Raw genomic sequence first — 24,298 nt, 5'->3', positions numbered from 1 at the left:
CCCCTGCATCATACCAAGAGGGCTTTTTTTGATCAAGTCCCCGGAAAAGCTCCTAACGGGAATGCTCCTTTGGTGAAATTACAAAAAAAGCGTTTACAGCCTACATCTATCATTCTAACGGATAAAGAAAAGTTATTCAATTTTTTAAAAAAAGCAAAAAACTATTGATAAATATGAACAAAAGGTTGATCTGCCTTCGCTTGACGAATAATAATGCTTTCCGGTCCACCTACAGAAGAAATATAGACGTTTACATTAATATAATTCGGAAACTTTTCCATGACCAGGCCTGTAACATATTGGGTAAATCCTATCACTTCCGCTTTTCCGTAAAACGGCATCGAGATGTTAATCGTCAGCTGTTGCAGTTGATCATTACGGTATAGCGCTTTTCCGACAACTCCTGTGTAATTTGGGAAAAATTCCTCAATATCCGATTTAAAATTGTTAAACTTTAACCAGTCATCCCGATGGTTTTTTTGCGCTTCATCGGATGGAAATAAATAGTACTCTTCATGAATGGCTTTCCATTCGTCAATCGTATCGCTTCCTTCATCCACATGCGCAACAGCGAAAAAGTTGCCTGGAATAACCGAAGATTTTGGCGCTTGTTTGAACAGCGCGATCGTAATCGGAACCTCTTTCAACTCTTTGATATGGCGAAGGCGGGAAAGAACTTCCGCTGCGATTCGTTTTCCTTCCTTTTCAATAACATCATCTTTGATTTTTACCTCGCGCGGATAGCCTTGTTCCGTTTCGTAGTAATGAACGGAATTTAATGCTAATCCAATGGCTACTCCGCCTAATTTTACTTTATTGTCACTCGTTTTGACTAAATAATCATGCTCCAAAATGCTTGCTAAATAAATCGGGCTTTTTTTATTTTTTTCTTCATTCGTTCCGCTGTCGCTAATAGGTGGATTTAAGCCGATGTTTTCGGAAGGCTTCATCTTTTCTCTTTTCAGCTGACTAGGAGTCCGTTCTCTTTTCAGCCAACGTTTCACCGTTTTTTTATCTAAGTATTGCCCTTCTTGGAATAAATATTCTTCTGGAGAAAAGCGGTCTTGTGCTACACGCATAAGCCCTGTTTCAAATTCATCCACATCCAAACGGGTATTTAAATCTTCTACTACTTCTCCCCGTGCTCCTGAGACTTTAAACGGCAGCACAACACGGTAATAAGAATCGGAAATGTTGTATTTTGGAATCACTGCTTTTTGCTCCTTATTGTCTTTCTTCTGTACTACCTCTTCCTCATCAAATTTTGGAGCGCAGGAAGAAAGGAAAAGAAGAAGTGCAGTGAATATGATCATCCGTTTCTTCATTTTTCCACACCTACTTATTTTGTTCAATTTCTTGAAGAAATCTCGCTTCATCCCAAATCTCGATGTTAAGCTGCTGTGCTTTCGCAAGCTTCGAGCCTGCATCTGCTCCGGCAATGACTAAATCTGTATTTTTGCTCACACTGCCAGTGACTTTGCCGCCAAGCTGTTCAATTTTTTCTTTTGCCTCATTGCGCGACAATGATTCGAGTTTTCCTGTTAATACAACTGTTTTTCCTGCAAAATATGAATGAACATCGCCAGGTTTTGGCGTTTTCGGGCCCTTGTATTCCATGTTGACACCGTAAGCGCGCAGTTCGTTTAGAAGTTCTTTTACTTCCGGTTTCGCAAAATACGTGACAATCGAATCAGCCATTTTTTCACCAATCTCGTGAATTGCCATTAATTCTTCTTTTGTCGCTGTTTGCAGACGATCCATTGTTTCAAAATGTTCCGCTAACACTTTGGCGGCTTTTGCGCCGACATGGCGAATGCCGAGACCGAAGAGAAGACGTTCTAGCGAATTTTGTTTGGACGCTTCAATGGCATGGAGTAAATTGGCTGCCGATTTTTCCCCCATACGTTCTAAAGGGATGAGCTGCTCCTTCGTCAATCGATAAATATCCGCAACATCATGAATGAGTCCTTCACGGAATAGCTGGGAAATGACCTTTTCGCCAAGTCCCTCGATGTTCATCGCTTGACGTGATACGAAGTGAATTAATCCTTCGCGAATTTGCGCTGGACATTTCGGGTTAATACACCGGAGCGCCACTTCACCATCTAAACGAACTAGTTCACTTGCACATTCCGGGCAATGGGTCGGCATGACAAACGGCACTTCTTCTCCCGTCCGCCGGTCTGGCACGACATTCACTACTTCTGGAATAATATCCCCCGCTTTTTTGATGATGACCGAATCACCAATGCGGATATCTTTCTGGCGAATAAAATCCTCATTATGAAGGGTGGCGCGTTGTACCGTTGTACCTGCTACACGTACCGGCTCTAAAATCGCTGTCGGAGTAACGACTCCTGTGCGTCCGACGCTTAATTCGATGCCAATCAGTTTCGTTACCACTTCCTCAGCCGGGAATTTATAAGCAACGGCCCAACGTGGACTTTTCGCGGTCGCACCTAGTTGTTTTTGCTGCTCAAATGAATCCACCTTCACTACAATCCCATCGATTTCATAAGGTAGATGCGAGCGTTTTTCATGCCATTCATTCACAAATTGAATGACTTCATCGATATTAGCACAGCGGCGGCGTTCCGGGTTTGTTTTAAACCCAAGCTGTTGCAAATAATCGAGCGCCGCGCTATGAGAATCAATTCCTAATTCTTCCGCGTTGGCAAGGCCGTATACAAATAAATCTAGGTGACGCGATGCGGCGATTTTCGGATCCAACTGACGCAAAGAACCTGCGGCGGCGTTGCGCGGATTGGCAAACAGCTCTTCCCCGCGATTGCGTCGCTGTTCGTTCAATCTCTCAAACGACGCTTTCGGCATGTAGGCTTCGCCGCGCGCTTCTAATGTCACGGGTTCGTTCAGACGAAGCGGCAAGGAACGAATCGTTTTTAAGTTCTCCGTAATATCTTCGCCGGTCACCCCGTCGCCGCGTGTCGCTCCTTGGACAAAATAGCCGTCTTCGTAGCGGACGGAAACAGCCAGCCCATCGATTTTCAGCTCGCACACATAGGCGACATCATCGCCGACTTCTTGACGCACACGGCGGTCAAAATCGCGCAAATCACCTTCGTTAAACGCGTTTGCGAGGCTTAGCATCGGCGTGCGATGTTCCACTTTTTGAAACGCATCTAACGCCTGCCCGCCCACGCGTTGCGACGGAGAGTCTTTCGTTTTTAAATCCGGATATTGTTCTTCTAATGCGATGAGCTCTTGCATCAGCCGATCATATTCCGCATCCGGTACAGACGGACGGTCCAGAACATAGTATTCATAATTGTATTTATTTAAAAGCTCTCGAAGCTCTTCGATTCGTTTCATCGCAGCTTGTCGGTCCATTTTCGGTTTCTCCTTTCTTACACCTTTGTAATCGGAGCAAATTTCGCAAGCAGCCGTTTAATACCAATCGGGCTTGGGAACGCGATGTCAAGCTCTTTATCATCTCCTTCTCCGCGAACACTGACAACGGTGCCGATTCCCCATTTTTTATGTTCGACTTTATCTCCAACTTTCCAAGGGATCGCTTCTCCGCCAGTAGAAGAGGCGATTGCGATTTTACGGACAGTCGTTTGTTTTCCCGCCGCGGCCGATGTCCATGGCGTTCTTTTGTTTACCCGTTCCACTAGCTCTTCTGGAATTTCGCGAATAAAACGGGATACCGGATTTATATTTGTATATCCAAACAATGTCCGCATTTGCGCGCTCGTTAAAAACAGCTCTTCTTCCGCGCGGGTGATCCCGACGTAAGCGAGGCGACGTTCTTCTTCCATTTCGTCTTCATCGTCAAGTGAACGGCTATGAGGAAAAATACCTTCTTCCATCCCGATTAAAAAGACAACCGGAAATTCCAGCCCTTTTGCCGAATGGAGCGTCATTAACACTACCGCATCCTGATTTTCGCCGTTTGTTTCATTTAACTGATCAATGTCAGAAATTAATGCCAAGTCTGTTAAAAACGCAATTAATGACTTATCTTCGCTTACATTTTCAAAATGTTTCGTTACCGATAAAAACTCATCGATGTTTTCTAATCGGCTTTGCGCCTCCAACGTTTTTTCCGCTTTCAGCATCTCTCGATAACCAGACTTGTCCAACACTTCTTCGACTAGTTCTGTGACAGAAACATATTCTTGCAGCTGTGCCCATTGTTCGAGCTGACGTCGAAATTCGATCAATGAAGCAGCGGTGCGGGCAGAAAGTCCGATATGTTCTAGTTCACCGAGCGCTTCAAATACCGATAATCCGTTTTCGGAAGCATAGCTTACGATTTTATCGATCGAGGAAACACCGATGCCGCGTTTCGGCACATTAATGATGCGCAGCAAACTAATATCATCATTCGGGTTTGCAATCACCCGCAAATATGCCAAAACATCTTTAATTTCTTTACGGTCATAGAACTTCAAACCGCCGACAATTTGGTAAGGAATGTTCGACTTCAAAAGCACTTCTTCCATGACCCGCGATTGAGCGTTCGTGCGATATAAAATGGCAAAATCAGAATATCGGCGTTTTCCGCTGTCCACATATTCTTTTATTTTACCAACAACAAATTGCGCTTCATCCGATTCGTTCATTGCTTCGTAATAGACGATTTTTTGTCCTTCCGGGTTTTCCGTCCATAGTTTTTTCGGCTTACGGTTCACATTGTGTTCAATGACTTCGTTTGCCGCTTGCAAAATCCGCTTGGTGGAGCGATAGTTTTGCTCAAGCAAGATGACTTTCGCGTTCGGATAATCTTTTTCAAACGATAAAATGTTTTGAATATCGGCTCCGCGCCAGCGATAAATCGACTGATCCGCATCACCGACAACACATATGTTTTTAAAACGCGACGCAAGCATTTTGACAAGCACATATTGCGCCCGGTTTGTATCTTGATACTCGTCAATATGAATGTATTGAAATTTATATTGATAATGTTCCAACACTTCCGGCACACGCTCAAACAATTGAATGGTTGTCATAATTAAGTCGTCAAAATCGAGCGCATGGTTGCGCAAAAGCCGCTTCTGATATTCTTCGTATACGTCGCTGACGATTTTTTCATAGTAGCTGCTCACCTTTTTCGCGAACTTTTCAGGGGTGAGCAATTCATTTTTCGCATTGCTGATCGTGCCGAGTATCGCGCGTGGATCAAATTTTTTCGGATCGATGTTTTTTTCTTTTAAAATATTTTTTAAAACAGAGAGTTGGTCGGTCGTATCTAAAATGGAAAAATTGCGGTCAATGCCGATGCGATCAATATCGCGGCGCAAAATGCGGACACACATGGAGTGAAACGTGGAAATCCAAATTTCCTCGGCTGCTCCGCCAAGAAGTCCCTGCACGCGTTCCTTCATTTCACGCGCCGCCTTATTTGTAAATGTAATCGCTAAAATATTCCACGGTGCGACGCGTTTTTCCGCCATTAGATAAGCGATCCGATGCGTTAATACACGCGTTTTCCCGCTCCCCGCCCCCGCCATAATGAGAAGCGGTCCTTCCGTCGTCTTTACCGCTGCTTGTTGCTGTTCATTTAAGTTAGCGAGTAATTTTTCCGACAAAAAATTCATATTGATCACCACCAGAAAACATATGTTCTATTTTACACCACTTTTTTCATATCGACAAATTTACTGTTTCACTGCTTTTACGGTCGCAAGCGCCTTTTTTATATCTTCGTAAATGACATTGCCTACGACGATCGTGTCAGCATATTGTGCCATTTCTTTTGCCTGTTTTTCCGTTTCGATTCCGCCGCCGTAAAACAATTGCGTTTGTTTCAACACTTGTTTTACGCGCTGTACTAGCTCAGGATTTCCGTATGAACCGCTATATTCTAAATAAAAAATTGGCAGCCGATACATATGCTCCGCTATGCGCGCATACGCAACAACATCATCTTCTTGAAGTTCCGTATTCGCATCCGTAAGCATTGCTGCTTTGCAATTTTTATGTAAGATGCAATACCCTTCCATAAAAATTTCATCCCAGTTCATTATGTCGCCAAATTGTTTTACCGCTTCATGATGCAAATCGATAATCCATTTCTTTTCGCGGCTGTTTAGTACCATTGGGACAAAATAAAAATCAAATCCCGGTGTCACTGACTCAAGATTTGATATTTCCAGGACACATGGAACGGAAAAACGGCGGATTCGCGCCAAAAGCTCCAGGACGTTTTCCAATGTGACATCGTCCGTTCCGCCGACAATGACTGCATCTGTTCCTGATTCACAAATGCGTTCAAGCTGTTCGTCACTAATTTCTTTGTTTGGGTCTAACTTAAACACATGACGCCATTGGCGAATATCGTACATATAGAAAAACCTCCATTGATTTATCCATTTTTTCATTATAACAAATCGGCAAAAAGAAAAGGAGTTCCTTTTCTTTGGAAGGAATCTCCTTGCTTACTTCTGCTGTGCGTTATTTGCTTCTTCGGAATGTTGTTTCTCTTCTTCTTTAATGCGGTCTAACGCCATTGCATAAGCGTCGTTTCCATAGTTTAAACAACGTTTCACACGTGAAATCGTCGCGGTGCTCGCTCCTGTTTCCGTTTCGATTTTATGATACGTATATCCTTCGCGAAGCATACGCGCTACTTCTAGGCGCTGTGCTAGCGATTGAATTTCATTGACCGTGCATAAATCGTCAAAAAAGCGGTAGCACTCCTCTAAGTCACGCAGGGAAAGAATCGCTTTAAACAGCTGGTCCACTTCCCTGCCGCGTAATTTATCGATTTGCATAACATCTCCTCCTTTACCATTTTACTATGTTTAAGTCCGGAACAACATTGATCCACGTTTTGCCTGGCATAAAGCCGACTGGTGCTCCATTTTCATATGGCAAAATGCGCCCGTTCACATTTTCCCATTCGATTTGTTTGACGATTCCGTTTTGAAATAAATATCCGCTTCCGCCAGAAACTAGATCAATACTGCGTCGCCCCGATGAATCGATAACATTATGTTTCGCCGCAATAACCAATACGTTTTGAATTTGGATAGGATCATGCGTATCATAATCAATGGTTTGTTCGCCCGCACTATAGCGGAAATAGCTTTTTTGATCCGGCGCATATTTGTACTGCACTTGAGCATAGCCACGGTGAGAATACATAATGTCGATTTTGTCCGCCTGTTCTCCTTTCGGGGCATCGATGCGAAACGGGAGCGGATCGATATGATCTTGAAGCAAATATCCTTTCTCAGCCGCTCCCTTTTTGATATTGGCAAACGTAATATATGAATTATGCGGCGCTGTTCGAAAGGAAACACGCTTAAACAATGTTCCGTCGTAGAACAAACCGTTTAAATAATCGGTTGTCCCTGATTCCAGCATCGCTTTTGCCTCTGGACTCCAACCGTGGCAAACGTAAAGAGCATGATAACCATTGCTAAGCTCGATATAGTAGTCGCGCGCACTGCGCACAGGGCCTACTTTTTTCGGAAATTCGCTTTGATATAACGCTAAAAGCCGTGTAATATCCCCTTCAGCGAGCACCTCATAAACGATATCTGCCTTTTGCAGTCCTGACTGCGGCCGCGCTTTTGGATGATTGTTCACCATTACCGCAATAACGCGATGGTTCACCGCCCCTTCCGCTGGCAGCCCGGTTAGCGGAAACACTTGCTGTATGGAAATGTCCTGTTTCACGGGTGCCGGTTTCGGCTGAGGTGCTTTTACTTCATGCATACAACCGCCCATGAAAAGGCATAGTGCACTAAATAAAATAAACCAACGTTTTCTCAACAGCCACACAACCTTTTTCTTTTCTATTTTAACGCATTATCGGCGGAAAGAGTACTGTTTTGTTCATTACATCATAAATTCCCCGTTGTGTAATACGCACATACGGCAAATGTGTCGATTGTAAAAAGAATAGCGAATAAATTGGATCCACAAAACGATATCCGCGCTGTTTTAATAATTCAACGAACTTTTTCTCCTCATCGATCAACTCTTCTACGCTTTGTTTCGACATCATGCCATGGAGAGATAGCGGAATTTCGTGAATGATTTCACCATTTTCCACCAACACAATTCCGCCGCCGATTTCACACATTCGTTGGAAAGCAAGAAACATATCCTGCTTGCTTTTTCCGATTAAAATAATATCCCCTGTAGTCGAATAAGAGCTAACAAGCCCGCGGACATTCGTAGCAAACCCTTTCAATATTGTATTGACACGCCATTTCCCATGGCGATCCATCAGTGCTAAAAAGCTTTCATCATGATCGGTGGACAGTTCGTCACGAGAAGTATCGATCGAAATTGAATATGGCTTCATAATCACCGAGTTTTCCATATACATTCCTATTGGCATCGAAAATTGTAGATCATCCATTGTTAAATGCCAAGATAAGCGAAGCGGCTCTATTCCATAGTCGCTCCACGAGATCGATGGCCATGTAATTGAGTCTTCTCCTTCTCGCTTTACCCATTGTCCTTTCGCAAGCACTTGCACAGGGGCCGGGGCTTCTTTCGCACGCAAAAAGTTAATGTTTGCTATTCTTCCTGTCGCAATGCTTCCGTGAAGGTGCTCTATTCCGTAATGGCGAGCGACGTTCACCGTAGCCATATTGTATGCGTCAATAACAGGAACATCATGCTCCAACGCAATGCGAATCAAGCGGTCCATGACCCCTTCTTCATAAAACGATGGCGGCGATCCGTCTGTCGTGAGAATGAACTTATCATACTGATGAATGCCAAGTTCCTTTATTTCTTGTAAAAGCATCGGTAAATCCGGACGAATGGACGAATGGCGTAATGACACGGTATATCCGTGCAAAAGCCGCATATATACTTCTTTGCCTGTCATCGCTTCATGATCGCTATCAGCACCAAGAAGCATCATTTTTGTAAGCGTTTTCTCAGAAGCACCAGGAAAATGCCCTTCAATTTTTCGTCTTAACCGCTTTGCTTCTTGAATCCAATGAAGTATCAGATCATCCCCAGCAAGAAGCTTCGGCCAGCCTGTTAGCTCGCCACCTTGCAATACCGTTTCCTGTTCCAGCCACCGCTTTACTCTGGCGTTGGATAACTGTTCTTCTTCTTTCTCCAGCTCCGTCTGTCCATCCAATCGACACCACCAGTACATCGACGACGGAAGCGCATTCATTTTCTTTAAAAAAGAAAAGGCTTGATCATCTGATAAGTGCAACAAAAAGAATAAATTATCGTTAATCAATGTTGTCGTTCCATATTTCGATGCATAGTGCGCAAACGAATGGGGATTATATAATTGAAATGGATGTGCATGTGGTTCAATATAACCAGGAACTAATATATAACCGCCGCAATCGATGATTTCACATTGATCATCGACCCGATCGGGAAACCGTTCCCCGACATACACAATTCGATCATTGTACATCCAAATATTTCCTTTCAACCATTCACGAAAATACGAATGTAAATAAGTCGCGTTCGTTAACACTTTTGTCGGTGACTTTTTTCCATCAATAATCGCAACATGTTCACGCAATTCGTAACTTTTCCAACGATAACGTTGTTCGCTCATCTATATCTCGTCCCCTTTTTTCCTAATCATGCCATGTAATCATTTTACCGCATTAAAGTCGCTTTCACAATGAAAAAGGAGGGAAAAATGGAGATGGCTAATATCGGTATCGTCAATGCGCTCATTCGTATTACTTTTGGTTTGACCATGCTTGCATGGGCAACGGCAAAAATGACAAGACGGCCTTGGTGCGCTTCTTATCTCATTGTTGCGCTGCTTGCCGCAATGAAAGTAGGAGAAGGGATTACACGTTTTTGTCCAATGACCGCTTTATTTGAAAATAATCGCCGTGAGCAATCGATACGTATAAAAGATGAAACGATGTTCAATCCTACTTAAAAAAGAGACTGGCGCTTGATGACGCCAGTCTTTCCGAAGGAGTGTTCGAAATGTTACTCGAATATATAACAGATATGTCATTTGTACTTGCATCCCTCATCGGCGGTATTATTGCCCTTGCATTTGTGTACGTGCGGAAAAAGCGCGTTCGATAGCTTTATTTCCAATGTCGCGGCGATAAAACAGCTGATCGCATGTAATATACGAAATTCGCTCATATACCGTTTGTTGTGCTTGCTTTAGCGTCTCCCCTTTCGCCGCAACAAGCAGCACGCGTCCTCCGTTTGTGCATAACGCGCCGTTTTCCATCATCGTTCCCGCGTGGAACAACAGTGCGCTTTCTCCTAACTGTTCCCATCCTTTAATAACTGCTCCGCGCTCGTATTTTCCTGGATAACCTTTCGCTGCTAAGACAACGCCAATCACTGCTTCTTCTGACCATGTAAGCTCTATTTCACGGTCCGCAAGCAAGTCCAAAATCACTTGAATCAAATCGTTTTGTAAACGCGGCAAAACGACTTGCGCTTCCGGGTCGCCAAAGCGCGCGTTAAACTCGATGACTTTTGGTCCTTGTTTTGTTGCCATTAATCCAGCGTACAGCACGCCGGTAAACGGCCTGCGTTCCGCGGCCATCGCTTTCGCCATCGGCTTGATAATTTGCGAAAGCGCCGCATCGATCGTTTGTGCTGAAATTTGCGGTACAGGAGAGTATGCCCCCATTCCGCCTGTATTTGGTCCTTGATCATTGTCATATGCCCGCTTATGATCTTGGGCAATGACCATCGGATAAACGCGCTCTCCATGGACAAACGCCATGAACGAAAATTCTTCGCCCTCCAAATATTCTTCAATTACTACTTGCTTGCTCGCTTCGCCGAATCGTTTTTCGACCATCATCGCGCTTAGTGCTTCCATTGCTTCCGGCAGCGTTGCAGCAACGATAACCCCTTTTCCTGCCGCTAATCCGTCCGCTTTAATGACAATCGGCGCTCCTTTTTTCTCGACATACGCTTTTGCTTCTTCATACGAAGTGAAAGTTGCATGTTCCGCCGTTGGAATGCCGTACTTTTTCATCATCTCTTTCGCGAACGCCTTGCTTCCTTCGATCAATGCCGCTTCTTTGCGTGGCCCGAAAATGCGCAGCCCTTCCTCCACAAAACGGTCGACAATACCGGCAAGCAACGGGGCTTCCGGACCGACGATCGTAAGATCGATACCCTCTTGTTTTGCAAACTGAACAAGCGCTTCGACATCCTGCTCATCAATCGAAACGAGCTCGGCGACTTGAGCGATCCCCGGATTGCCTGGGGCGGCATATAACCTACTTACGAGCGGGCTTTGCGCGGCTTTCCAGGCAATCGCATGCTCCCTGCCGCCGCGTCCGATAATAAGCACTTTCATGTTATTCCCTCCAACTTAATGTTTAAAATGGCGGATTCCTGTAAAGACCATGGCAATTCCGTATTCATCTGCTTTTTTGATCGAATCGGCGTCGCGAATCGAGCCGCCTGGCTGGATGATTGCTGTGATTCCTGCTTTCGCTGCCGCCTCCACCGTATCATCCATTGGGAAAAACGCGTCAGAGGCAAGCACGGCTCCTTTTGCTTTTTCCCCTGCTTGTTCAATCGCAATTTTCGCCGCGCCGACGCGATTCATTTGACCGGCACCAATGCCGATGGTCATTCCGTCTTTTGCAAGCACGATCGCGTTCGATTTCACATGTTTCACCACTTTCCATGCAAACCGCAACGCTTCCCATTCTTGTTCCGTCGGCTCGCGTTTCGTTACAACTTTAATCTCCGCGTCATCGAGCGTATGCGTATCCGTTTCTTGAACAAGCAATCCGCCTTGTACGGAAACAAGCAGCTTCTCTTTCGTGTTTGGCGCCGTGAAATCAACGGTAAGAAGGCGAATGTTTTTCTTTTGTGTTAAAATATCGAGCGCTTCTTTGCTAAACGATGGGGCAATCACGATTTCTAAAAAGATTTCATGCATTTTTTCGGCAGTTTCTTTATCGACCTCGCGGTTTAGGGCGATAATGCCGCCAAAAATCGAGGTTGGATCCGCTTCGTACGCTTTGGTGAACGCTTCGTAAATCGTTGCGCCAACACCGACACCGCACGGATTCATATGCTTCACCGCCACCGCGGCTGGTTCGGTAAATTCTTTGACGATTTGCAATGCCGCATTCGCATCGTTAATGTTGTTATATGACAATTCTTTTCCATGCAGCTGCATTGCTTGGGCAATCGAGAAAGATGCGCCTAACGGTTTTTTGTAAAACGCCGCAGTTTGATGAGGGTTTTCCCCATAACGCAACGCTTGTTTTTTCTCGAAAGTGATCGTCAATGATTCCGGATACTCTTCTCCAGTTTTATTCGTTAAGTACTCGGCAATCATCGCATCGTACGCAGCTGTATGGCGAAATACTTTTGCCGCAAGCTTTAATTTCGTTTCTGCCGAGACATCTCCGTGTTTTTTTAGTTCTTGCACTACCGTATCATAGTCGGCCGGGTCAACGACAACCGTCACATATTGATGGTTTTTCGCCGCCGCCCGCAGCATCGTCGGGCCGCCAATATCAATGTTTTCGATCGCTTCGGCAAACGTCACATCGCTTTTGGCGATCGTTTGTTGAAACGGGTACAAATTGACGACAACAAGGTCAATTGGGGTAATGTGATGCTCGCGAAGCTCGCTTTGATGGCGCTCATTGTCACGAATCGCAAGAAGTCCCCCATGGATCATCGGATGCAATGTTTTGACGCGCCCATCTAAAATTTCCGGAAATCCGGTAACATCAGAAATGCCTATGACAGGAACTCCCGCTTCTTCTAACGTTTTTTTCGTTCCGCCTGTTGAAATAATTTCCACACCGAGTTCCACTAACTGTTTCGCCAATGATACGATTCCTTCTTTGTTCGATACACTTAATAATGCCCGTTTTACTGCCATTATTCTCGATCCTTTCTATCATGTTCGAGTAATGTTTTTAATACAGCTGGATATAGCTCATGTTCCACTTCATGAATGCGCTCCTCTAGCTGTGCTAGCGATTCTCCTTCGTGAATGGCAATCGCGCGTTGAGCAATGATTGGTCCTGTATCCATTCCTTCATCAACATAATGGATCGTCACACCAGTTATTTTCACTCCTGCGCGGTACGCCTGCCCAATCGCGTCTTTTCCCGGGAACGCCGGCAACAGCGAAGGATGAATATTGACGATTTTCCCTTCATATGCATCAAGCAATGTTGGACCAATGAGCCGCATATAACCGGCAAGAGCGATAAATTCGATCTCGTGTTTTCGCAACTCAGCTAAAATCGCTTGTTCAAATTCGGCTTTTGAGTCGTAATCTTTCGGAGAAAAAACGAACGTAGGGATTCGCTCCCGCTCCGCCCGTTCGATCACTTTCGCTCCCGGCTTGTCGCATACTAATAACGCTACTCTTGCTGGCACAATTCCGTTTTTCACCGCGTCGACAATCGCTTGAAAATTCGTTCCGCTGCCGGAAGCAAATATGGCGATATTTTTCATGACATCGCCCCTCCGGCAAACGAAACGCCTTCTCCTTGTTTCACGCGGCCGATTAAATACGCTTTCTCACCAAGTTCTTCTAAGCGTGCGATCACTGGATGAATCATTTCACTATCTACCGCCAGCACCATGCCAATACCCATATTAAAAATCGAAAACATATCACGGCGAAGAAGGTTTCCTTTTTCTTGCAGGAGGTCAAAAACCGGCGGAATCGGCCACGAACCGTAATCAATTTCCGCACCTAATCCTTTCGGAAGCATACGTGGAATGTTTTCTATAAAACCGCCGCCAGTAATATGCGCCATTCCTTTGATTTCAAATTGTTTCATCACGTTAAGCAACGGTTTTACATAAATGCGCGTTGGTTTTAATAGTTCTTCTCCTAATGGAACACTAAGCGGTTCATAGACGCGATCAAGCGCAAGTTTCGCCTGCTCGAAAACGATGCGGCGAACGAGCGAATAGCCGTTGCTATGAATGCCGTTTGATGCAAGTCCGATGAGAGCATCTCCCGCTTGAATGGCACTGCCGGTAACAAGCTTCGACTTTTCGGCAATACCGACCGCAAAGCCGGCAACATCATATTCATTTTCGTCATACATTCCCGGCATTTCCGCCGTTTCTCCCCCAATAAGAGCACAGCCGGCCTCGACGCAGCCGTCCGCGATTCCTTTGACAATTTGCGCGATTTTTTCCGGTATTGCTTTGCCGCACGCGATATAGTCAAGGAAAAAGAGCGGCTCTGCTCCTTGCACAACGATATCGTTGACACACATTGCCACACAATCAATTCCAATCGTATCATGGCAGTCCATCATAAACGCGATTTTTAGTTTTGTCCCCACTCCGTCCGTCCCGGAAATAAGCACCGGTTCGCGATAGCCGAGTGAAGATAAATCGAACATCCCGCCAAAACCGCCTAATCCGCTGAGCACTTCAGGGCGCATTGTTTTTTGCACATGCTGCTTCATCAAGGAGACCGCCTTATACCCTGCTTCAATATCCACACCCGCTTGTTTATATGCTTCTGCCACGTCGAGTCCCCCTTTTTTACTTTGTTGCCATAAACAGCGACCGCGCTTTATGAATATCTGTCGGATAGTTTCCGGTAAAACATGCCATACATTGCCCGCGTAATGGTAGATGAGGAGGGCGCCCAATCGCTTCTAACAGCCCTTCCTGACTTAAAAACGCCAAGGAATCTGCTCCGATGATTTGGCGGATTTCTTCTACCGTATAATTAGACGCAATCAATTCCTCTTTTGTGGATGTATCAATCCCGTAAAAACAAGGATGAGTGATCGGCGGCGAGCTGATGCGGACATGCACTTCCGTCGCTCCTGCTTCGCGAAGCATCGCAACAATGCGTTTGCTTGTCGTGCCGCGCACGATCGAATCATCGACCATGACGACGCGTTTTCCCGCGACAACGCCGCGTACCGGGGAAAGTTTCATTTTTACTCCTTGTTCGCGAAGTGACTGGGACGGCTGAATAAATGTACGTCCGACATATCGGTTTTTAATGAGCCCAAGCTCATACGGAATACCCGTGGCTTCCGCGTAACCAATCGCAACGGAAATGCTTGAATCAGGCACGCCGGTGACAATGTCCGCTTCCACCGGAGCTTCAAGCGCCAGGCGTTTCCCCAGATTTTTTCTTGCTGTATGAATGTTGATGCCATCGACATTGCTGTCTGGACGAGCAAAATAAATGTATTCCATGCTGCAAATCGAACGTGATTGCGCTTGTGCAAATCGTTCAGAACGCATTCCTTCCGCGCTGATGATGATTAGCTCTCCCGGTTCCACTTCCCGCTCATACGTCGCGCCAACGACATCAAACGCGCACGTTTCGGAAGCGATAACATATGCATTGCCAAGCCGCCCAATGGAAAGCGGGCGGAACCCATGCGGGTCGAGCGCCACGTACAACGCTGTTTCCGTCAATAGCAGGAAAGCGAACGCTCCTTCAACATACGTGAGCGCTTCTTTAATTTGCTCTTTGAATGTCGGCGCATGGCTGCGGCGAATGAGATGAGCAAACACTTCCGTATCCGATGTCGTTTGGAAAATGCTCCCTTGCTCCTCCAGCTGAAGCTTTAAGTCCATCGCGTTGACGAGATTGCCGTTATGTGCAAGCGCAATGCTTCCGGTTTGCGAACGGAACAGAAGCGGCTGAACGTTTTCATAGCCGCCTCCTCCCGCGGTTGAATAACGAACATGACCGATGGCGGCCGATCCTTTTAGCGCTTGAAGCTCTCCGTTGCTGAACACTTCGGTAACAAGCCCTAATCCTTTATGTCCTTGCAACATTCCTTGATGGGCGACAACAATTCCCGCTCCTTCTTGTCCGCGATGCTGAAGACTATGCAAACCGTAATATGTTATTTGCGCCGCATTTTCGTGTCCCCAAATGCCGAAAACACCACACTCTTCGTTCAAGCCTTTGATTTCAGCAAGCATGGAATAGCTCCTTTCCAAACGCTTCTCATTTGCTCGACTGAAAGCTGGATGACAACTTCTCCGCTCGCTCGTTCAACAAGAAGCGTGCCATCGTTTGTTACTTCGCCAATAAGCTTCGCTTCCACAAGCTTTTCAAACTTTTCTTGATTTTCTTTTTTCACGGAAACGATGAAACGAGATTGTGTTTCACTAAATAATTGAGACGTTATATCCCCGTCCACTGTTACTTTCGCGCCAAGGCCGTTTGTGCTCATCACGCATTCCGCCAGAGCGACCGCAAAACCGCCTTCTGCGATATCGTGCGCGGATGCGACGACTCCTGCTTGAATCGCCGTCAGCAATTCTTGCTGCCGCTTTGCTTCCGTTGCTAAATCAATTTCCGGCGCTTTTCCAAAAATGCGGCCTTCTAGCAATTTTTGCAGCTCGCTTCCGCCGAACTCCTGCTTCGCTTCCCCAATCACATAAATGAGATCGCCTGCTTGTTGAAATGCTTGTGTAGTAATATGACGAATGTCCTCCACGAGTCCAACCATGCCGATAACAGGTGTCGGATAAATGGCTTCTCCATTTGTTTCGTTATATAAAGAAACGTTTCCACTAATGACTGGAGTTCCTAACACTCGGCAAACTTCGCTCATTCCGTCAACGGCTTTTTCTAGCTGCCAAAAAATTTCTGGTTTCTCTGGATTGCCGAAATTTAAGCAGTCTGTAATCGCCAGCGGTTTCGCTCCTGAACAGACAATGTTTCGCGCCGCTTCCGCCACGGCGATTTTTCCGCCCGTTTCTGGATCTAAATAAATGTAGCGCGAGTTGCAATCGGTCGTCATCGCCAGCGCCTTGTTCGTGCCGCGGATGCGCAAGACCGCAGCGTCCGATCCTGGGGCAACGACCGTATTTGTCCGCACCATGTAATCGTATTGTTGATACACCCATTCTTTGCTTGCAATCGTTGGCTGGGCTAATAACGAAAGCAGCGTTTCTTCATAGTTGGAAACAGCCGGAACATACGGTTCCATCGCTTGAAATTCGCGATAATATGCTGGTTCTTTCGACGGTTTATGGTATACTGGCGCATCTTTGGCTAAGGCGTCGACCGGGATTTCGGCGACGACTTCCCCACGAAAATAAAGGCGGAGCATTTTGTCATCGGTCACTTTGCCAATCGCTTTCGCTTCGAGCCCATATTTTGCAAACAACTCATAAATTTCTTGCTCGCGTCCTTGTTTGACGACAAGCAGCATCCGTTCTTGCGATTCGGACAGCATCATTTCATACGGAGTCATGCCTGCCTCGCGCTGTGGAACAAGATCTAAGTTCATCTCGATGCCAAAACCGCCTTTGCTCGCCATTTCCGCCGAAGAACTCGTCAAGCCCGCCGCTCCCATATCTTGAATGCCAACAAGCGCATCGGATTTTACTACTTCCAAGCACGCTTCAAGCAATAACTTTTCCATAAATGGATCGCCGACTTGAACAGCCGGTCGTTTCGCTTCTGATTGCTCGGTTAATTCCTCGGAAGCGAACGTCGCTCCATGAATGCCGTCGCGTCCTGTTTTTGCTCCGACGTACATGACCGTATTCCCTACACCCGATGCGATTCCACGCTGGATGTCTTCATGACGGATGATGCCGACACACATGGCGTTAACGAGCGGATTTCCTTCATAAGCCGCATCAAATTGCACTTCGCCGCCAACGGTTGGAATGCCAACGCAATTGCCGTACCCAGCGATTCCCGCAACGACATGCTCAAATAAATATTTTACGCGCGGAGAAGTCAATTCCCCGAACCGAAGCGAGTTTAACAAAGCGATAGGGCGCGCTCCCATCGAAAATACATCACGGATGATCCCGCCGACACCAGTCGCCGCTCCTTGATACGGTTCAATGGCGGACGGATGATTATGGCTTTCGATTTTAAACGCCACCGCCAGCCCATCACCGATGTCAACGATGCCCGCTCCTTCCCCTGGACCTTGAAGCACATGTTTTCCTTCCGTCGGAAACTTTTTTAGTACAGGTTTAGAATTTTTATAGCTGCAATGTTCTGACCACATGACCGAGAAAATTCCCGTTTCTGTATAGTTTGGCAGACGTCCAAGAATTTTCTCGATCATCGCGAACTCTTCATCCGTTAATCCCATTTCCCGATACAGTTTTTCTTCTTTAATCATTGTTGGGGTTGGCTCAAGCAGTAACGACATGTGTTTCCCTCCAATATTTCACGATCGATTGAAACAATTTTAATCCGTCAGCGCTGCCAAGAAGCGAATCAACAGCTCGCTCCGGATGCGGCATCATTCCAAGTACGTTCCCTTTTTCATTGACAATTCCAGCGATGTCGTCCAAGCTTCCATTTGGGTTTTCCCCATGATAGCGAAAGACGATTTGCCGATTTTCGATCAGCCGCTTCAGTGTTTGCTCATCACAGTAATAATTGCCTTCACCGTGGGCGATTGGAATCGTAATCACTTCCCCTTGTTTGTAAGCGGACGTAAACATCGTTTCGTTATTTTCGACTCTTAATGAAACCGGACGGCAAATAAATTTCAAACTGTTATTGCGGCGCATCGCTCCTGGAAGCAGTCCTGCTTCTAGCAAAATTTGAAACCCGTTGCATACGCCTAGCACCGGCTTTCCTTCATCTGCCGCTTTTTTCACTGCTTTCATGACATTGGAAAAGCGAGCGATCGCTCCGGAGCGAAGATAATCTCCATAGGAAAATCCTCCTGGAAGCAAAATGGCGTCAAATCGATCAAGGTTTTCCGCATCATGCCATACATATTCCACTTCTTCTCCTAATTCATCGGCAATCGCATGATACATATCGACGTCACAGTTGGAACCTGGAAACACAATGACCGCGAATTTCACTGTACGACTACCTCCTCAATTTCATAGCGGTAGTCTTCAATCACTGTATTCGCTAGGAGCTTTTCGCACATTTCACGAACAAGGACATCAATATCGCGCTCGCTTTTTTCGATGACAAGCTCCATAAATTTTCCGATTCGTACATCCTGCACTTCCTTATAAGACAAGCTATGGAGTGCTCCCTTCACCGCCGTTCCTTGCGGGTCTAGCACACTTTCTCGTAACGTAACATATACTTTTACTTTGTACATGCTGATTCTCCCCCTAATCGTTGTAAAATCGTTTCATAGGCATCCGTTAAGCTTCCTAAATCACGGCGAAATACGTCTTTATCAAGCTTTTCGTTCGTTTCCATATCCCACAAACGGCAAGTGTCTGGGGAAATTTCATCGGCAAGCAAAATCGCTCCTTCTGCATCAACGCCAAACTCTAATTTAAAATCAATTAATCTCACACGGCGGTCTGCGAAATGTTTCGTTAATACGTCATTCACTTTTAAAGCTAGTTCCTTCAAAACAGCAATTTGTTCTGAGGTAGCCAGCTTTAAAATCGCGATGTGATCTTCTAATAAGAGAGGATCACCGAGGTCATCGTTTTTGTAATAAAATTCAATGAGAGGCTTTTCCAAGCGGGTTCCTTCTGGGATGCCAAGCCGTTTTGCTAGACTCCCAGCAACAACATTGCGGACAACCACTTCTAGAGGAATAATCGTCACTTTCTTGACAAGCTGCTCCGTAGCAGATAATTTTTGAATAAAATGATTTGGAATTCCTGCTTCACAAAGCTTTGAAAATAATACACTTGTAATTTCGTTATTAAGACGCCCTTTCCCCGCAATCGTCGCTTTCTTTTCCCCGTTAAACGCAGTGGCGCTATCTTTATACTCAACCCATAATACGTTCGCATCATCAGTCGTATACACTTTTTTCGCTTTTCCTTCATATAGCAATGCCAGCTTTTTGACCATCAAAAAGGCCCCCTAATCCAGAATATTGGGAATTTTTTTAGTTGTACATCGGCAAGGGATTCCTTGCCGATATATCATTACGACAATCCTAGCCGTTCAAAAATCGTATCCACATGCTTTAAGTGATAGTGATAATCAAAACAGTCATCGATTTGTTCTTTCGTTAAACGGCTTGTAATCCGCTTATCCGCTTCAATGAGCGAACGGAACGGCACTTGTTTTTCCCATGCCTCCATCGCTTTTGGCTGCACTAAGTCGTACGCTTCTTCGCGCGTCATGCCGGCATCAATTAACGAGAGCAATACGCGCTGCGAATAAATAAGCCCTAATGTGCGATCCATATTTTTCTTCATGTTTTCCGGATAGACTTTCAAGTTTTTCACGATGTTCGTAAAGCGATTTAGCATATAGTTCAACGCGATCGTCGCATCCGGCAAAATGATGCGCTCAGCAGAAGAATGGGAAATATCACGCTCATGCCAAAGAGGCACGTTTTCATAGGCCGTTAACATATAACCGCGAAGAACGCGCGACATTCCTGTCATATTTTCCGAACCGATCGGATTGCGTTTGTGCGGCATCGCCGAAGAACCTTTTTGACCTTTGGCGAAAAACTCTTCCACTTCGCGTACTTCGCTTTTTTGCAAACCACGAATTTCAACAGCGAATTTTTCAATCGACGTCGCAATGAGCGCCAACGTCGCCATATAATACGCGTGGCGGTCGCGCTGCAACGTTTGTGTGGAAATCAATGCTGGTTTTAACCCGAGTTTTTCGCATACGTATTGTTCAACAAACGGATCAATATTTGCATACGTTCCAACTGCACCGGAAATTTTCCCGACGCGCACCGTTTCCGCCGCTTGTTTAAAACGTTCTAAATTACGTTGCATCTCCGCATACCAAAGCGCCATTTTAAGACCGAATGTTGTCGGTTCGGCGTGAACGCCGTGCGTGCGCCCCATCATCACCGTATATTTATGTTCCTGCGCTTTTTCTTTCAATACTTGAATAAAGTTTTCTAAATCTCTCAACAAAATCTCGTTCGCCTGTTTTAACAAATACGATAACGCTGTGTCAACAACATCGGTAGACGTTAAACCGTAATGCACCCATTTTCGCTCTTCGCCTAGCGTTTCCGAAACCGCGCGCGTAAAAGCAACCACATCATGGCGCGTTTCTTCCTCAATTTCTTTGATACGCTGAATATCAAACGATGCATTTTTGCGGATAAGCTCGACGTCTTCTTTTGGAATTACCCCAAGCTCCGCCCATGCCTCACAAGCTAAAATTTCAACTTCAAGCCATGCTTTGAAACGGTTTTCTTCCGTCCAAATCGCTCCCATTTCCGGTCTTGTGTAACGTTCAATCATACGTGTTCCAGCCTCCGATCATTCCAAATTTGCCATGAATCAATCATTTTAAGTGCTGCATTGACATCTTCCGCGAGCACCGTTACGTGCCCCATTTTTCTTTTCGGTTTTGCTTCTTTTTTGCCGTAAAGATGAAGGTGAACGTGGCTTAGTTTTTCGATATTCTGAAGGATTGGTTCCATATGCTCACCTAAAATGTTCACCATCACGGCTGGTTTTAGCAGCTCTGTGCTTCCTAACGGCCAGTTGCAGATGGCACGGACATGCTGCTCAAATTGAGATGTCACACAAGCATTAATTGTATAATGACCTGAGTTGTGCGGTCTAGGGGCAAGCTCATTAATATAAATATCCCCTTCTTTTGTTAAAAACATTTCAACCGCTAACGTTCCGACGAGCCCAAAATAGCCAGCGAGCGTTTCCGCATAACGAACCGCTTTTTGCGCTATGTGCCCGGAAATTCGTGCTGGAACAATCGTTTCGTGCAAAATATTATCGACATGAATATTTTCCGCGACCGGAAATACGGCCATCTCCCCAAGTCCATTTCTTGTTACGATAACGGAAATTTCTTTATCAAACGAAAGCCAGCGTTCTAATACACAAGGGCCAACCGCTAATAAGGATAGCGCTTCCTTGACATCTTCTTTGTTGCGGATGACGAATTGTCCTTTGCCGTCATAGCCGCCGCGGCGTGTTTTGAGTACACAAGGAAGACCGACCGTTTCAATGGCCGAAACCAGCTCCTCTTTGGATTGCACTTCGACGTACGGTGCAACAGGAAGTCCCGCATCTGTAATCGCCTTTTTCTCCATCGCACGGTCTTGCGCAATGGCAAGCAGCTTGCTTCCTTGCGGCACATACGCGTGTTCCACGAGCCAATTTAAAGCATTCGCATCAATATTTTCAAATTCGTACGTAATGACATCACTCACCGCAGCAAGCTTTCGAATTGCTTCAAGATCGTTATATTCTGCCGTAATCTCGATATCCGCCACTTGGCCACATGGAGAATCTGGGGTTGGATCAAGAACGGCAACGCGAAATCCCATTTCTCTCGCAGCGATTGCCATCATCCGCCCAAGTTGTCCACCGCCAATAATTCCAATCGTTTGTCCAGGAATGATTTGTCGATTACACAAGTTGATCACTGCTTTCCATTACTTGTTTTCTTATCGTTTCCCTGCGTTTTTTTAGCGCCTCCATGTACTGCGGGTAATGAATGCCTAACATCGAGGCTGCTAAAAGCCCCGCGTTCGTAGCTCCCGCTTTGCCGATGGCGACCGTCGCCACTGGTACACCTCCCGGCATTTGTACAATGGACAAAAGCGAGTCTAATCCGTTTAACGCTTTTGACTGCACTGGCACACCAATCACCGGCAGCGTCGTTTTAGCAGCAACCATCCCTGGTAAATGCGCCGCTCCCCCTGCTCCGGCAATAATGACTTTAATTCCTCTTTCTTCCGCCGTCTCCGCATACTCAAACATGTAATCTGGTGTTCGATGGGCGGAAACTACTTTTTTTTCAAACGGAATTTGTAATTCTTCTAATATATCGCAAGCATATTTCATTGTCTCCCAATCCGATTGACTTCCCATAATCACACCAACAAGCGGCTGCATGTGGCATTCACCTCTTTGATTCTCTTCATATAAAAAACCAGAACGAACGTTCCCTCTATTGATAAGGGAAAGCATCGTTCTGGGCATACCTCGGCTATAAGGTGACGAAAAAAGCCAATACGATCCTTTCCCTCATAGTCCAATAATTTACGGTTATTGGGTAGAGACTTTTGGGCCATATTCCCAAAATTATATGAGGGTGATTCACTTTATGAAGTTACTATTATCTTACCAACCTTTTTCAGAAGATGTCAATATAAAATCGAACATTTAATTTATTTATACTATTAATGTTCGTTTTTTCTATTCATTCTCACAAAACGGTATAGAAAACATATGATGAAATAGCGGAGGAGGGAGTTGCCGTGAAGTCAAACCCGTTTAACTCGTTTCCCGAATGGACAAAACAATGGGAACAGTTTTTTCAAGGAGATTTTTGGGCGAGTTTCCAATCATTCTTACCGACAACGAAAAAGCAATCTGGCATGAATATATACAAAAAGGATAACGAGCTATTAATCGTTGTCAGTTTACCGGGATTAGAAAAAATGGAAGATGTTGAACTTTATGTGTACTATAAAACATTAGAAATTAAAGCAAATATTAATTTGCAATTCAAAGGGTTCGAATTAATCGAAGAAGGAATTTTTCAAGGAGAATGGGAAACAACGATCCCACTTCCCTTTGCAGTAAAGGAAGATCGAATTGAGGCAACATATCACAATGGTCTATTGTTTATTCATCTTCATCGCCTAATCCCTGATGGGACAAAAAAGAAAATCGAAATCAAAAAAGGAGAATAGTTTTTACATTCGACATGTTTTCAACTACCGTAAAAGCGCAATAAAAACATGATCATTCAAAAACAAACCAATCATTGGTAAGAAAATATGTATGATAAAAATGGGTTACAGTACATCGCTTTCCCTGCAAGTGATCACTCCTTTCTCCTTCTAAATATAAAAAAGGGAGGGTGTCCACAAATTTTTGGGACACCCTCTTTTCACAGCTTCCGTTTCCTATACTAAATCAAAAAGGGGGTCTAGGAAACGATGATAACGCTTCTAGTTTTGGGGGAGAGGATTTAAATGGCGTCATTAAAAACTCAATGGTTTTATATAAGCTGGGCAAAAAAATTAGAGAACTTGTCAGCTCTCTAATTTTTTGCCTGCCTAGCAACGACCTACTCTTGCAGGGGCGCTGGCCCCAACTACCATCGGCGCTGGAGAGCTTAACTTCCGTGTTCGGGATGGGAACGGGTGTTTCCTCTCCGCTATTGTCACTAGGCAAGCACTTCAATTGGCCACATATTATTATATTCCAATCATCACGTTTGTCAAGAGGGATTTCGTTCCCTCAAAACTAGATAACCGTCTGTTTGGAAGAAGCCGTTTTGCATAGGCGGCTTCCGCTTTTCCGTTGTCTAGCTCCGGTGCCTAGCTCTCTTGCGCCAAATAACCTTCTCCCTTGAGGTGCAAGCACCTCTACGGGCGAAGAACATTTTCCTTTTGGCGCTAAGCACTCGCCTCCGCTTTTCCGCTTGGTTAAGTCCTCGATCGATTAGTATCCGTCAGCTCCACGTGTCGCCACGCTTCCA

The 24,298-nt window shown here is 45.3% G+C and carries 22 protein-coding genes, 1 rRNA gene and 1 riboswitch; of the genes, 3 read left to right on the top strand and 20 right to left on the bottom strand.

Translation table 11 applies throughout. The features are described from left to right. Positions 1–161 precede the first annotated feature (161 nt). From DCC82_RS03865 to DCC82_RS03835, 7 genes are all read right to left on the bottom strand, one after another. A complete protein-coding gene (locus tag DCC82_RS03865; RefSeq protein ID WP_012749018.1) occupies positions 162–1,325 on the bottom strand; it encodes a CamS family sex pheromone protein in 1,164 nt (387 codons plus the stop codon). Positions 1,326–1,335: 10 nt separating this feature from the next. Further along, positions 1,336–3,348: an NAD-dependent DNA ligase LigA gene (gene ligA, locus DCC82_RS03860; protein ID WP_097354050.1), complete on the bottom strand. Its 2,013-nt coding sequence runs from the start codon at positions 3,346–3,348 to the stop codon at positions 1,336–1,338. Between the two features lie 17 nt (positions 3,349–3,365). Continuing rightward, a complete protein-coding gene (gene pcrA / locus DCC82_RS03855) occupies positions 3,366–5,564 on the bottom strand; it encodes a DNA helicase PcrA (RefSeq protein WP_062755930.1) in 2,199 nt (732 codons plus the stop codon). A 60-nt stretch (positions 5,565–5,624) separates the two neighbouring features. After that, a complete protein-coding gene (gene pcrB / locus DCC82_RS03850; protein WP_097354049.1) occupies positions 5,625–6,311 on the bottom strand; it encodes a heptaprenylglyceryl phosphate synthase in 687 nt (228 codons plus the stop codon). Positions 6,312–6,404: 93 nt separating this feature from the next. After that, positions 6,405–6,740, bottom strand: coding sequence for a YerC/YecD family TrpR-related protein (locus DCC82_RS03845; protein ID WP_062755932.1), 336 nt, complete (start codon positions 6,738–6,740; stop codon positions 6,405–6,407). Positions 6,741–6,753: 13 nt separating this feature from the next. Then, positions 6,754–7,701, bottom strand: a complete 948-nt coding sequence (locus tag DCC82_RS03840; protein ID WP_097354914.1) for a DUF3048 domain-containing protein — start codon at positions 7,699–7,701, stop codon at positions 6,754–6,756. A gap of 73 nt (positions 7,702–7,774) precedes the next feature. Beyond that, complete coding sequence (locus DCC82_RS03835; RefSeq protein WP_097354048.1) at positions 7,775–9,520, bottom strand: adenine deaminase C-terminal domain-containing protein; 1,746 nt, start codon at positions 9,518–9,520, stop codon at positions 7,775–7,777. Between the two features lie 93 nt (positions 9,521–9,613). Here DCC82_RS03835 and DCC82_RS03830 point away from each other — a divergent pair, with 93 nt between their 5' ends. Beyond that, positions 9,614–9,859 (top strand): YgaP family membrane protein, encoded by a 246-nt coding sequence (locus DCC82_RS03830; RefSeq protein WP_041269786.1) that lies wholly within the window; start codon positions 9,614–9,616, stop codon positions 9,857–9,859. A gap of 50 nt (positions 9,860–9,909) precedes the next feature. Further along, positions 9,910–10,014, top strand: coding sequence for an EYxxD motif small membrane protein (locus DCC82_RS18665; RefSeq protein WP_353620314.1), 105 nt, complete (start codon positions 9,910–9,912; stop codon positions 10,012–10,014). On the opposite strand, the gene purD is transcribed toward DCC82_RS18665, so the two are convergent. The 12 genes from purD to purE form a co-directional block, all read right to left on the bottom strand. Then, the gene (gene purD, locus DCC82_RS03825) at positions 9,968–11,260 is read right to left on the bottom strand and encodes a phosphoribosylamine--glycine ligase (RefSeq protein ID WP_108430251.1); all 1,293 of its coding nucleotides are present in this window, start codon (positions 11,258–11,260) and stop codon (positions 9,968–9,970) included. The genes DCC82_RS18665 and purD overlap by 47 nt on opposite strands. Before the next feature lie 15 nt (positions 11,261–11,275). After that, positions 11,276–12,814 carry a bifunctional phosphoribosylaminoimidazolecarboxamide formyltransferase/IMP cyclohydrolase gene (purH, locus tag DCC82_RS03820; RefSeq protein ID WP_108430250.1) on the bottom strand — a complete coding sequence of 513 codons (1,539 nt, stop codon included), beginning with the start codon at positions 12,812–12,814 and terminating at the stop codon, positions 11,276–11,278. Further along, entirely contained in the window at positions 12,814–13,398 is a 585-nt protein-coding gene (gene purN, locus DCC82_RS03815) for a phosphoribosylglycinamide formyltransferase (RefSeq protein ID WP_108430249.1), read from the bottom strand. Before purN ends, purH begins: the two co-directional genes overlap by 1 nt. Then, the gene (gene purM / locus DCC82_RS03810) at positions 13,395–14,435 is read right to left on the bottom strand and encodes a phosphoribosylformylglycinamidine cyclo-ligase (protein ID WP_108430248.1); all 1,041 of its coding nucleotides are present in this window, start codon (positions 14,433–14,435) and stop codon (positions 13,395–13,397) included. Before purM ends, purN begins: the two co-directional genes overlap by 4 nt. Positions 14,436–14,451: 16 nt before the next feature. Next, a complete protein-coding gene (purF, locus tag DCC82_RS03805; protein WP_012749006.1) occupies positions 14,452–15,864 on the bottom strand; it encodes an amidophosphoribosyltransferase in 1,413 nt (470 codons plus the stop codon). After that, the gene (gene purL, locus DCC82_RS03800; RefSeq protein ID WP_012749005.1) at positions 15,840–18,068 is read right to left on the bottom strand and encodes a phosphoribosylformylglycinamidine synthase subunit PurL; all 2,229 of its coding nucleotides are present in this window, start codon (positions 18,066–18,068) and stop codon (positions 15,840–15,842) included. Before purL ends, purF begins: the two co-directional genes overlap by 25 nt. Then, positions 18,052–18,738, bottom strand: a complete 687-nt coding sequence (purQ, locus tag DCC82_RS03795; RefSeq protein ID WP_012749004.1) for a phosphoribosylformylglycinamidine synthase subunit PurQ — start codon at positions 18,736–18,738, stop codon at positions 18,052–18,054. Before purQ ends, purL begins: the two co-directional genes overlap by 17 nt. After that, positions 18,735–18,989 carry a phosphoribosylformylglycinamidine synthase subunit PurS gene (purS, locus tag DCC82_RS03790; protein WP_012749003.1) on the bottom strand — a complete coding sequence of 85 codons (255 nt, stop codon included), beginning with the start codon at positions 18,987–18,989 and terminating at the stop codon, positions 18,735–18,737. Before purS ends, purQ begins: the two co-directional genes overlap by 4 nt. Then, positions 18,977–19,705, bottom strand: a complete 729-nt coding sequence (gene purC, locus DCC82_RS03785; protein WP_097354045.1) for a phosphoribosylaminoimidazolesuccinocarboxamide synthase — start codon at positions 19,703–19,705, stop codon at positions 18,977–18,979. The genes purS and purC overlap by 13 nt, the downstream gene beginning before the upstream one ends. A 77-nt stretch (positions 19,706–19,782) precedes the next feature. After that, positions 19,783–21,078, bottom strand: a complete 1,296-nt coding sequence (gene purB, locus DCC82_RS03780) for an adenylosuccinate lyase (RefSeq protein ID WP_012749001.1) — start codon at positions 21,076–21,078, stop codon at positions 19,783–19,785. Continuing rightward, positions 21,075–22,229 carry a 5-(carboxyamino)imidazole ribonucleotide synthase gene (gene purK, locus DCC82_RS03775; RefSeq protein WP_187252144.1) on the bottom strand — a complete coding sequence of 385 codons (1,155 nt, stop codon included), beginning with the start codon at positions 22,227–22,229 and terminating at the stop codon, positions 21,075–21,077. The genes purB and purK overlap by 4 nt, the downstream gene beginning before the upstream one ends. Next, positions 22,213–22,701 (bottom strand): 5-(carboxyamino)imidazole ribonucleotide mutase, encoded by a 489-nt coding sequence (gene purE / locus DCC82_RS03770; protein ID WP_012748999.1) that lies wholly within the window; start codon positions 22,699–22,701, stop codon positions 22,213–22,215. The genes purK and purE overlap by 17 nt, the downstream gene beginning before the upstream one ends. Positions 22,702–22,816: 115 nt before the next feature. Then, a riboswitch (purine riboswitch) is annotated at positions 22,817–22,918 on the bottom strand. A 148-nt stretch (positions 22,919–23,066) separates the two neighbouring features. Here purE and DCC82_RS03765 point away from each other — a divergent pair. After that, on the top strand, positions 23,067–23,504 hold the full coding sequence (locus tag DCC82_RS03765) for an Hsp20/alpha crystallin family protein (protein WP_062678384.1): 438 nt from the start codon (positions 23,067–23,069) through the stop codon (positions 23,502–23,504). Between the two features lie 367 nt (positions 23,505–23,871). On the opposite strand, the gene rrf is transcribed toward DCC82_RS03765, so the two are convergent. After that, a 5S ribosomal RNA gene (gene rrf, locus DCC82_RS03760) occupies positions 23,872–23,988 on the bottom strand. Positions 23,989–24,298 lie beyond the last annotated feature (310 nt).

Origin of the sequence: Geobacillus sp. LYN3, assembly GCF_003064505.1 — a bacterium.
In the GTDB taxonomy this organism is placed as follows: Bacteria; Bacillota; Bacilli; order Bacillales; family Anoxybacillaceae; genus Parageobacillus_B; species Parageobacillus_B toebii.
The sequence above is the reverse complement of the archived record's forward strand: the minus strand, read 5'-3'. Positions and strand labels throughout refer to the sequence as shown.

Bases quoted from the DNA above. Each gene is read 5' to 3' on its own strand.
- DCC82_RS18665 (WP_353620314.1), top strand. From the start codon at position 9,910: ATGTTACTCGAATATATAACAGATATGTCATTTGTACTTGCATCCCTC.
- DCC82_RS03830 (WP_041269786.1), top strand. From the start codon at position 9,614: ATGGCTAATATCGGTATCGTCAATGCGCTCATTCGTATTACTTTTGGT.
- purH (WP_108430250.1), bottom strand. From the start codon at position 12,814: ATGGCAGTAAAACGGGCATTATTAAGTGTATCGAACAAAGAAGGAATC.
- purS (WP_012749003.1), bottom strand. From the start codon at position 18,989: ATGTACAAAGTAAAAGTATATGTTACGTTACGAGAAAGTGTGCTAGAC.
- DCC82_RS03840 (WP_097354914.1), bottom strand. From the start codon at position 7,701: ATGGGCGGTTGTATGCATGAAGTAAAAGCACCTCAGCCGAAACCGGCA.
- ligA (WP_097354050.1), bottom strand. From the start codon at position 3,348: ATGGACCGACAAGCTGCGATGAAACGAATCGAAGAGCTTCGAGAGCTT.
- pcrA (WP_062755930.1), bottom strand. From the start codon at position 5,564: ATGAATTTTTTGTCGGAAAAATTACTCGCTAACTTAAATGAACAGCAA.
- purN (WP_108430249.1), bottom strand. From the start codon at position 13,398: ATGAAAAATATCGCCATATTTGCTTCCGGCAGCGGAACGAATTTTCAA.
- purC (WP_097354045.1), bottom strand. From the start codon at position 19,705: ATGGTCAAAAAGCTGGCATTGCTATATGAAGGAAAAGCGAAAAAAGTG.
- purL (WP_012749005.1), bottom strand. From the start codon at position 18,068: ATGTCGTTACTGCTTGAGCCAACCCCAACAATGATTAAAGAAGAAAAA.
- purE (WP_012748999.1), bottom strand. From the start codon at position 22,701: ATGCAGCCGCTTGTTGGTGTGATTATGGGAAGTCAATCGGATTGGGAG.
- purD (WP_108430251.1), bottom strand. From the start codon at position 11,260: ATGAAAGTGCTTATTATCGGACGCGGCGGCAGGGAGCATGCGATTGCC.
- DCC82_RS03835 (WP_097354048.1), bottom strand. From the start codon at position 9,520: ATGAGCGAACAACGTTATCGTTGGAAAAGTTACGAATTGCGTGAACAT.
- pcrB (WP_097354049.1), bottom strand. From the start codon at position 6,311: ATGTACGATATTCGCCAATGGCGTCATGTGTTTAAGTTAGACCCAAAC.
- DCC82_RS03845 (WP_062755932.1), bottom strand. From the start codon at position 6,740: ATGCAAATCGATAAATTACGCGGCAGGGAAGTGGACCAGCTGTTTAAA.
- DCC82_RS03865 (WP_012749018.1), bottom strand. From the start codon at position 1,325: ATGAAGAAACGGATGATCATATTCACTGCACTTCTTCTTTTCCTTTCT.
- purF (WP_012749006.1), bottom strand. From the start codon at position 15,864: ATGCTTGCTGAAATCAAAGGCTTGAACGAAGAGTGTGGTGTTTTCGGC.
- purB (WP_012749001.1), bottom strand. From the start codon at position 21,078: ATGATTGAACGTTACACAAGACCGGAAATGGGAGCGATTTGGACGGAA.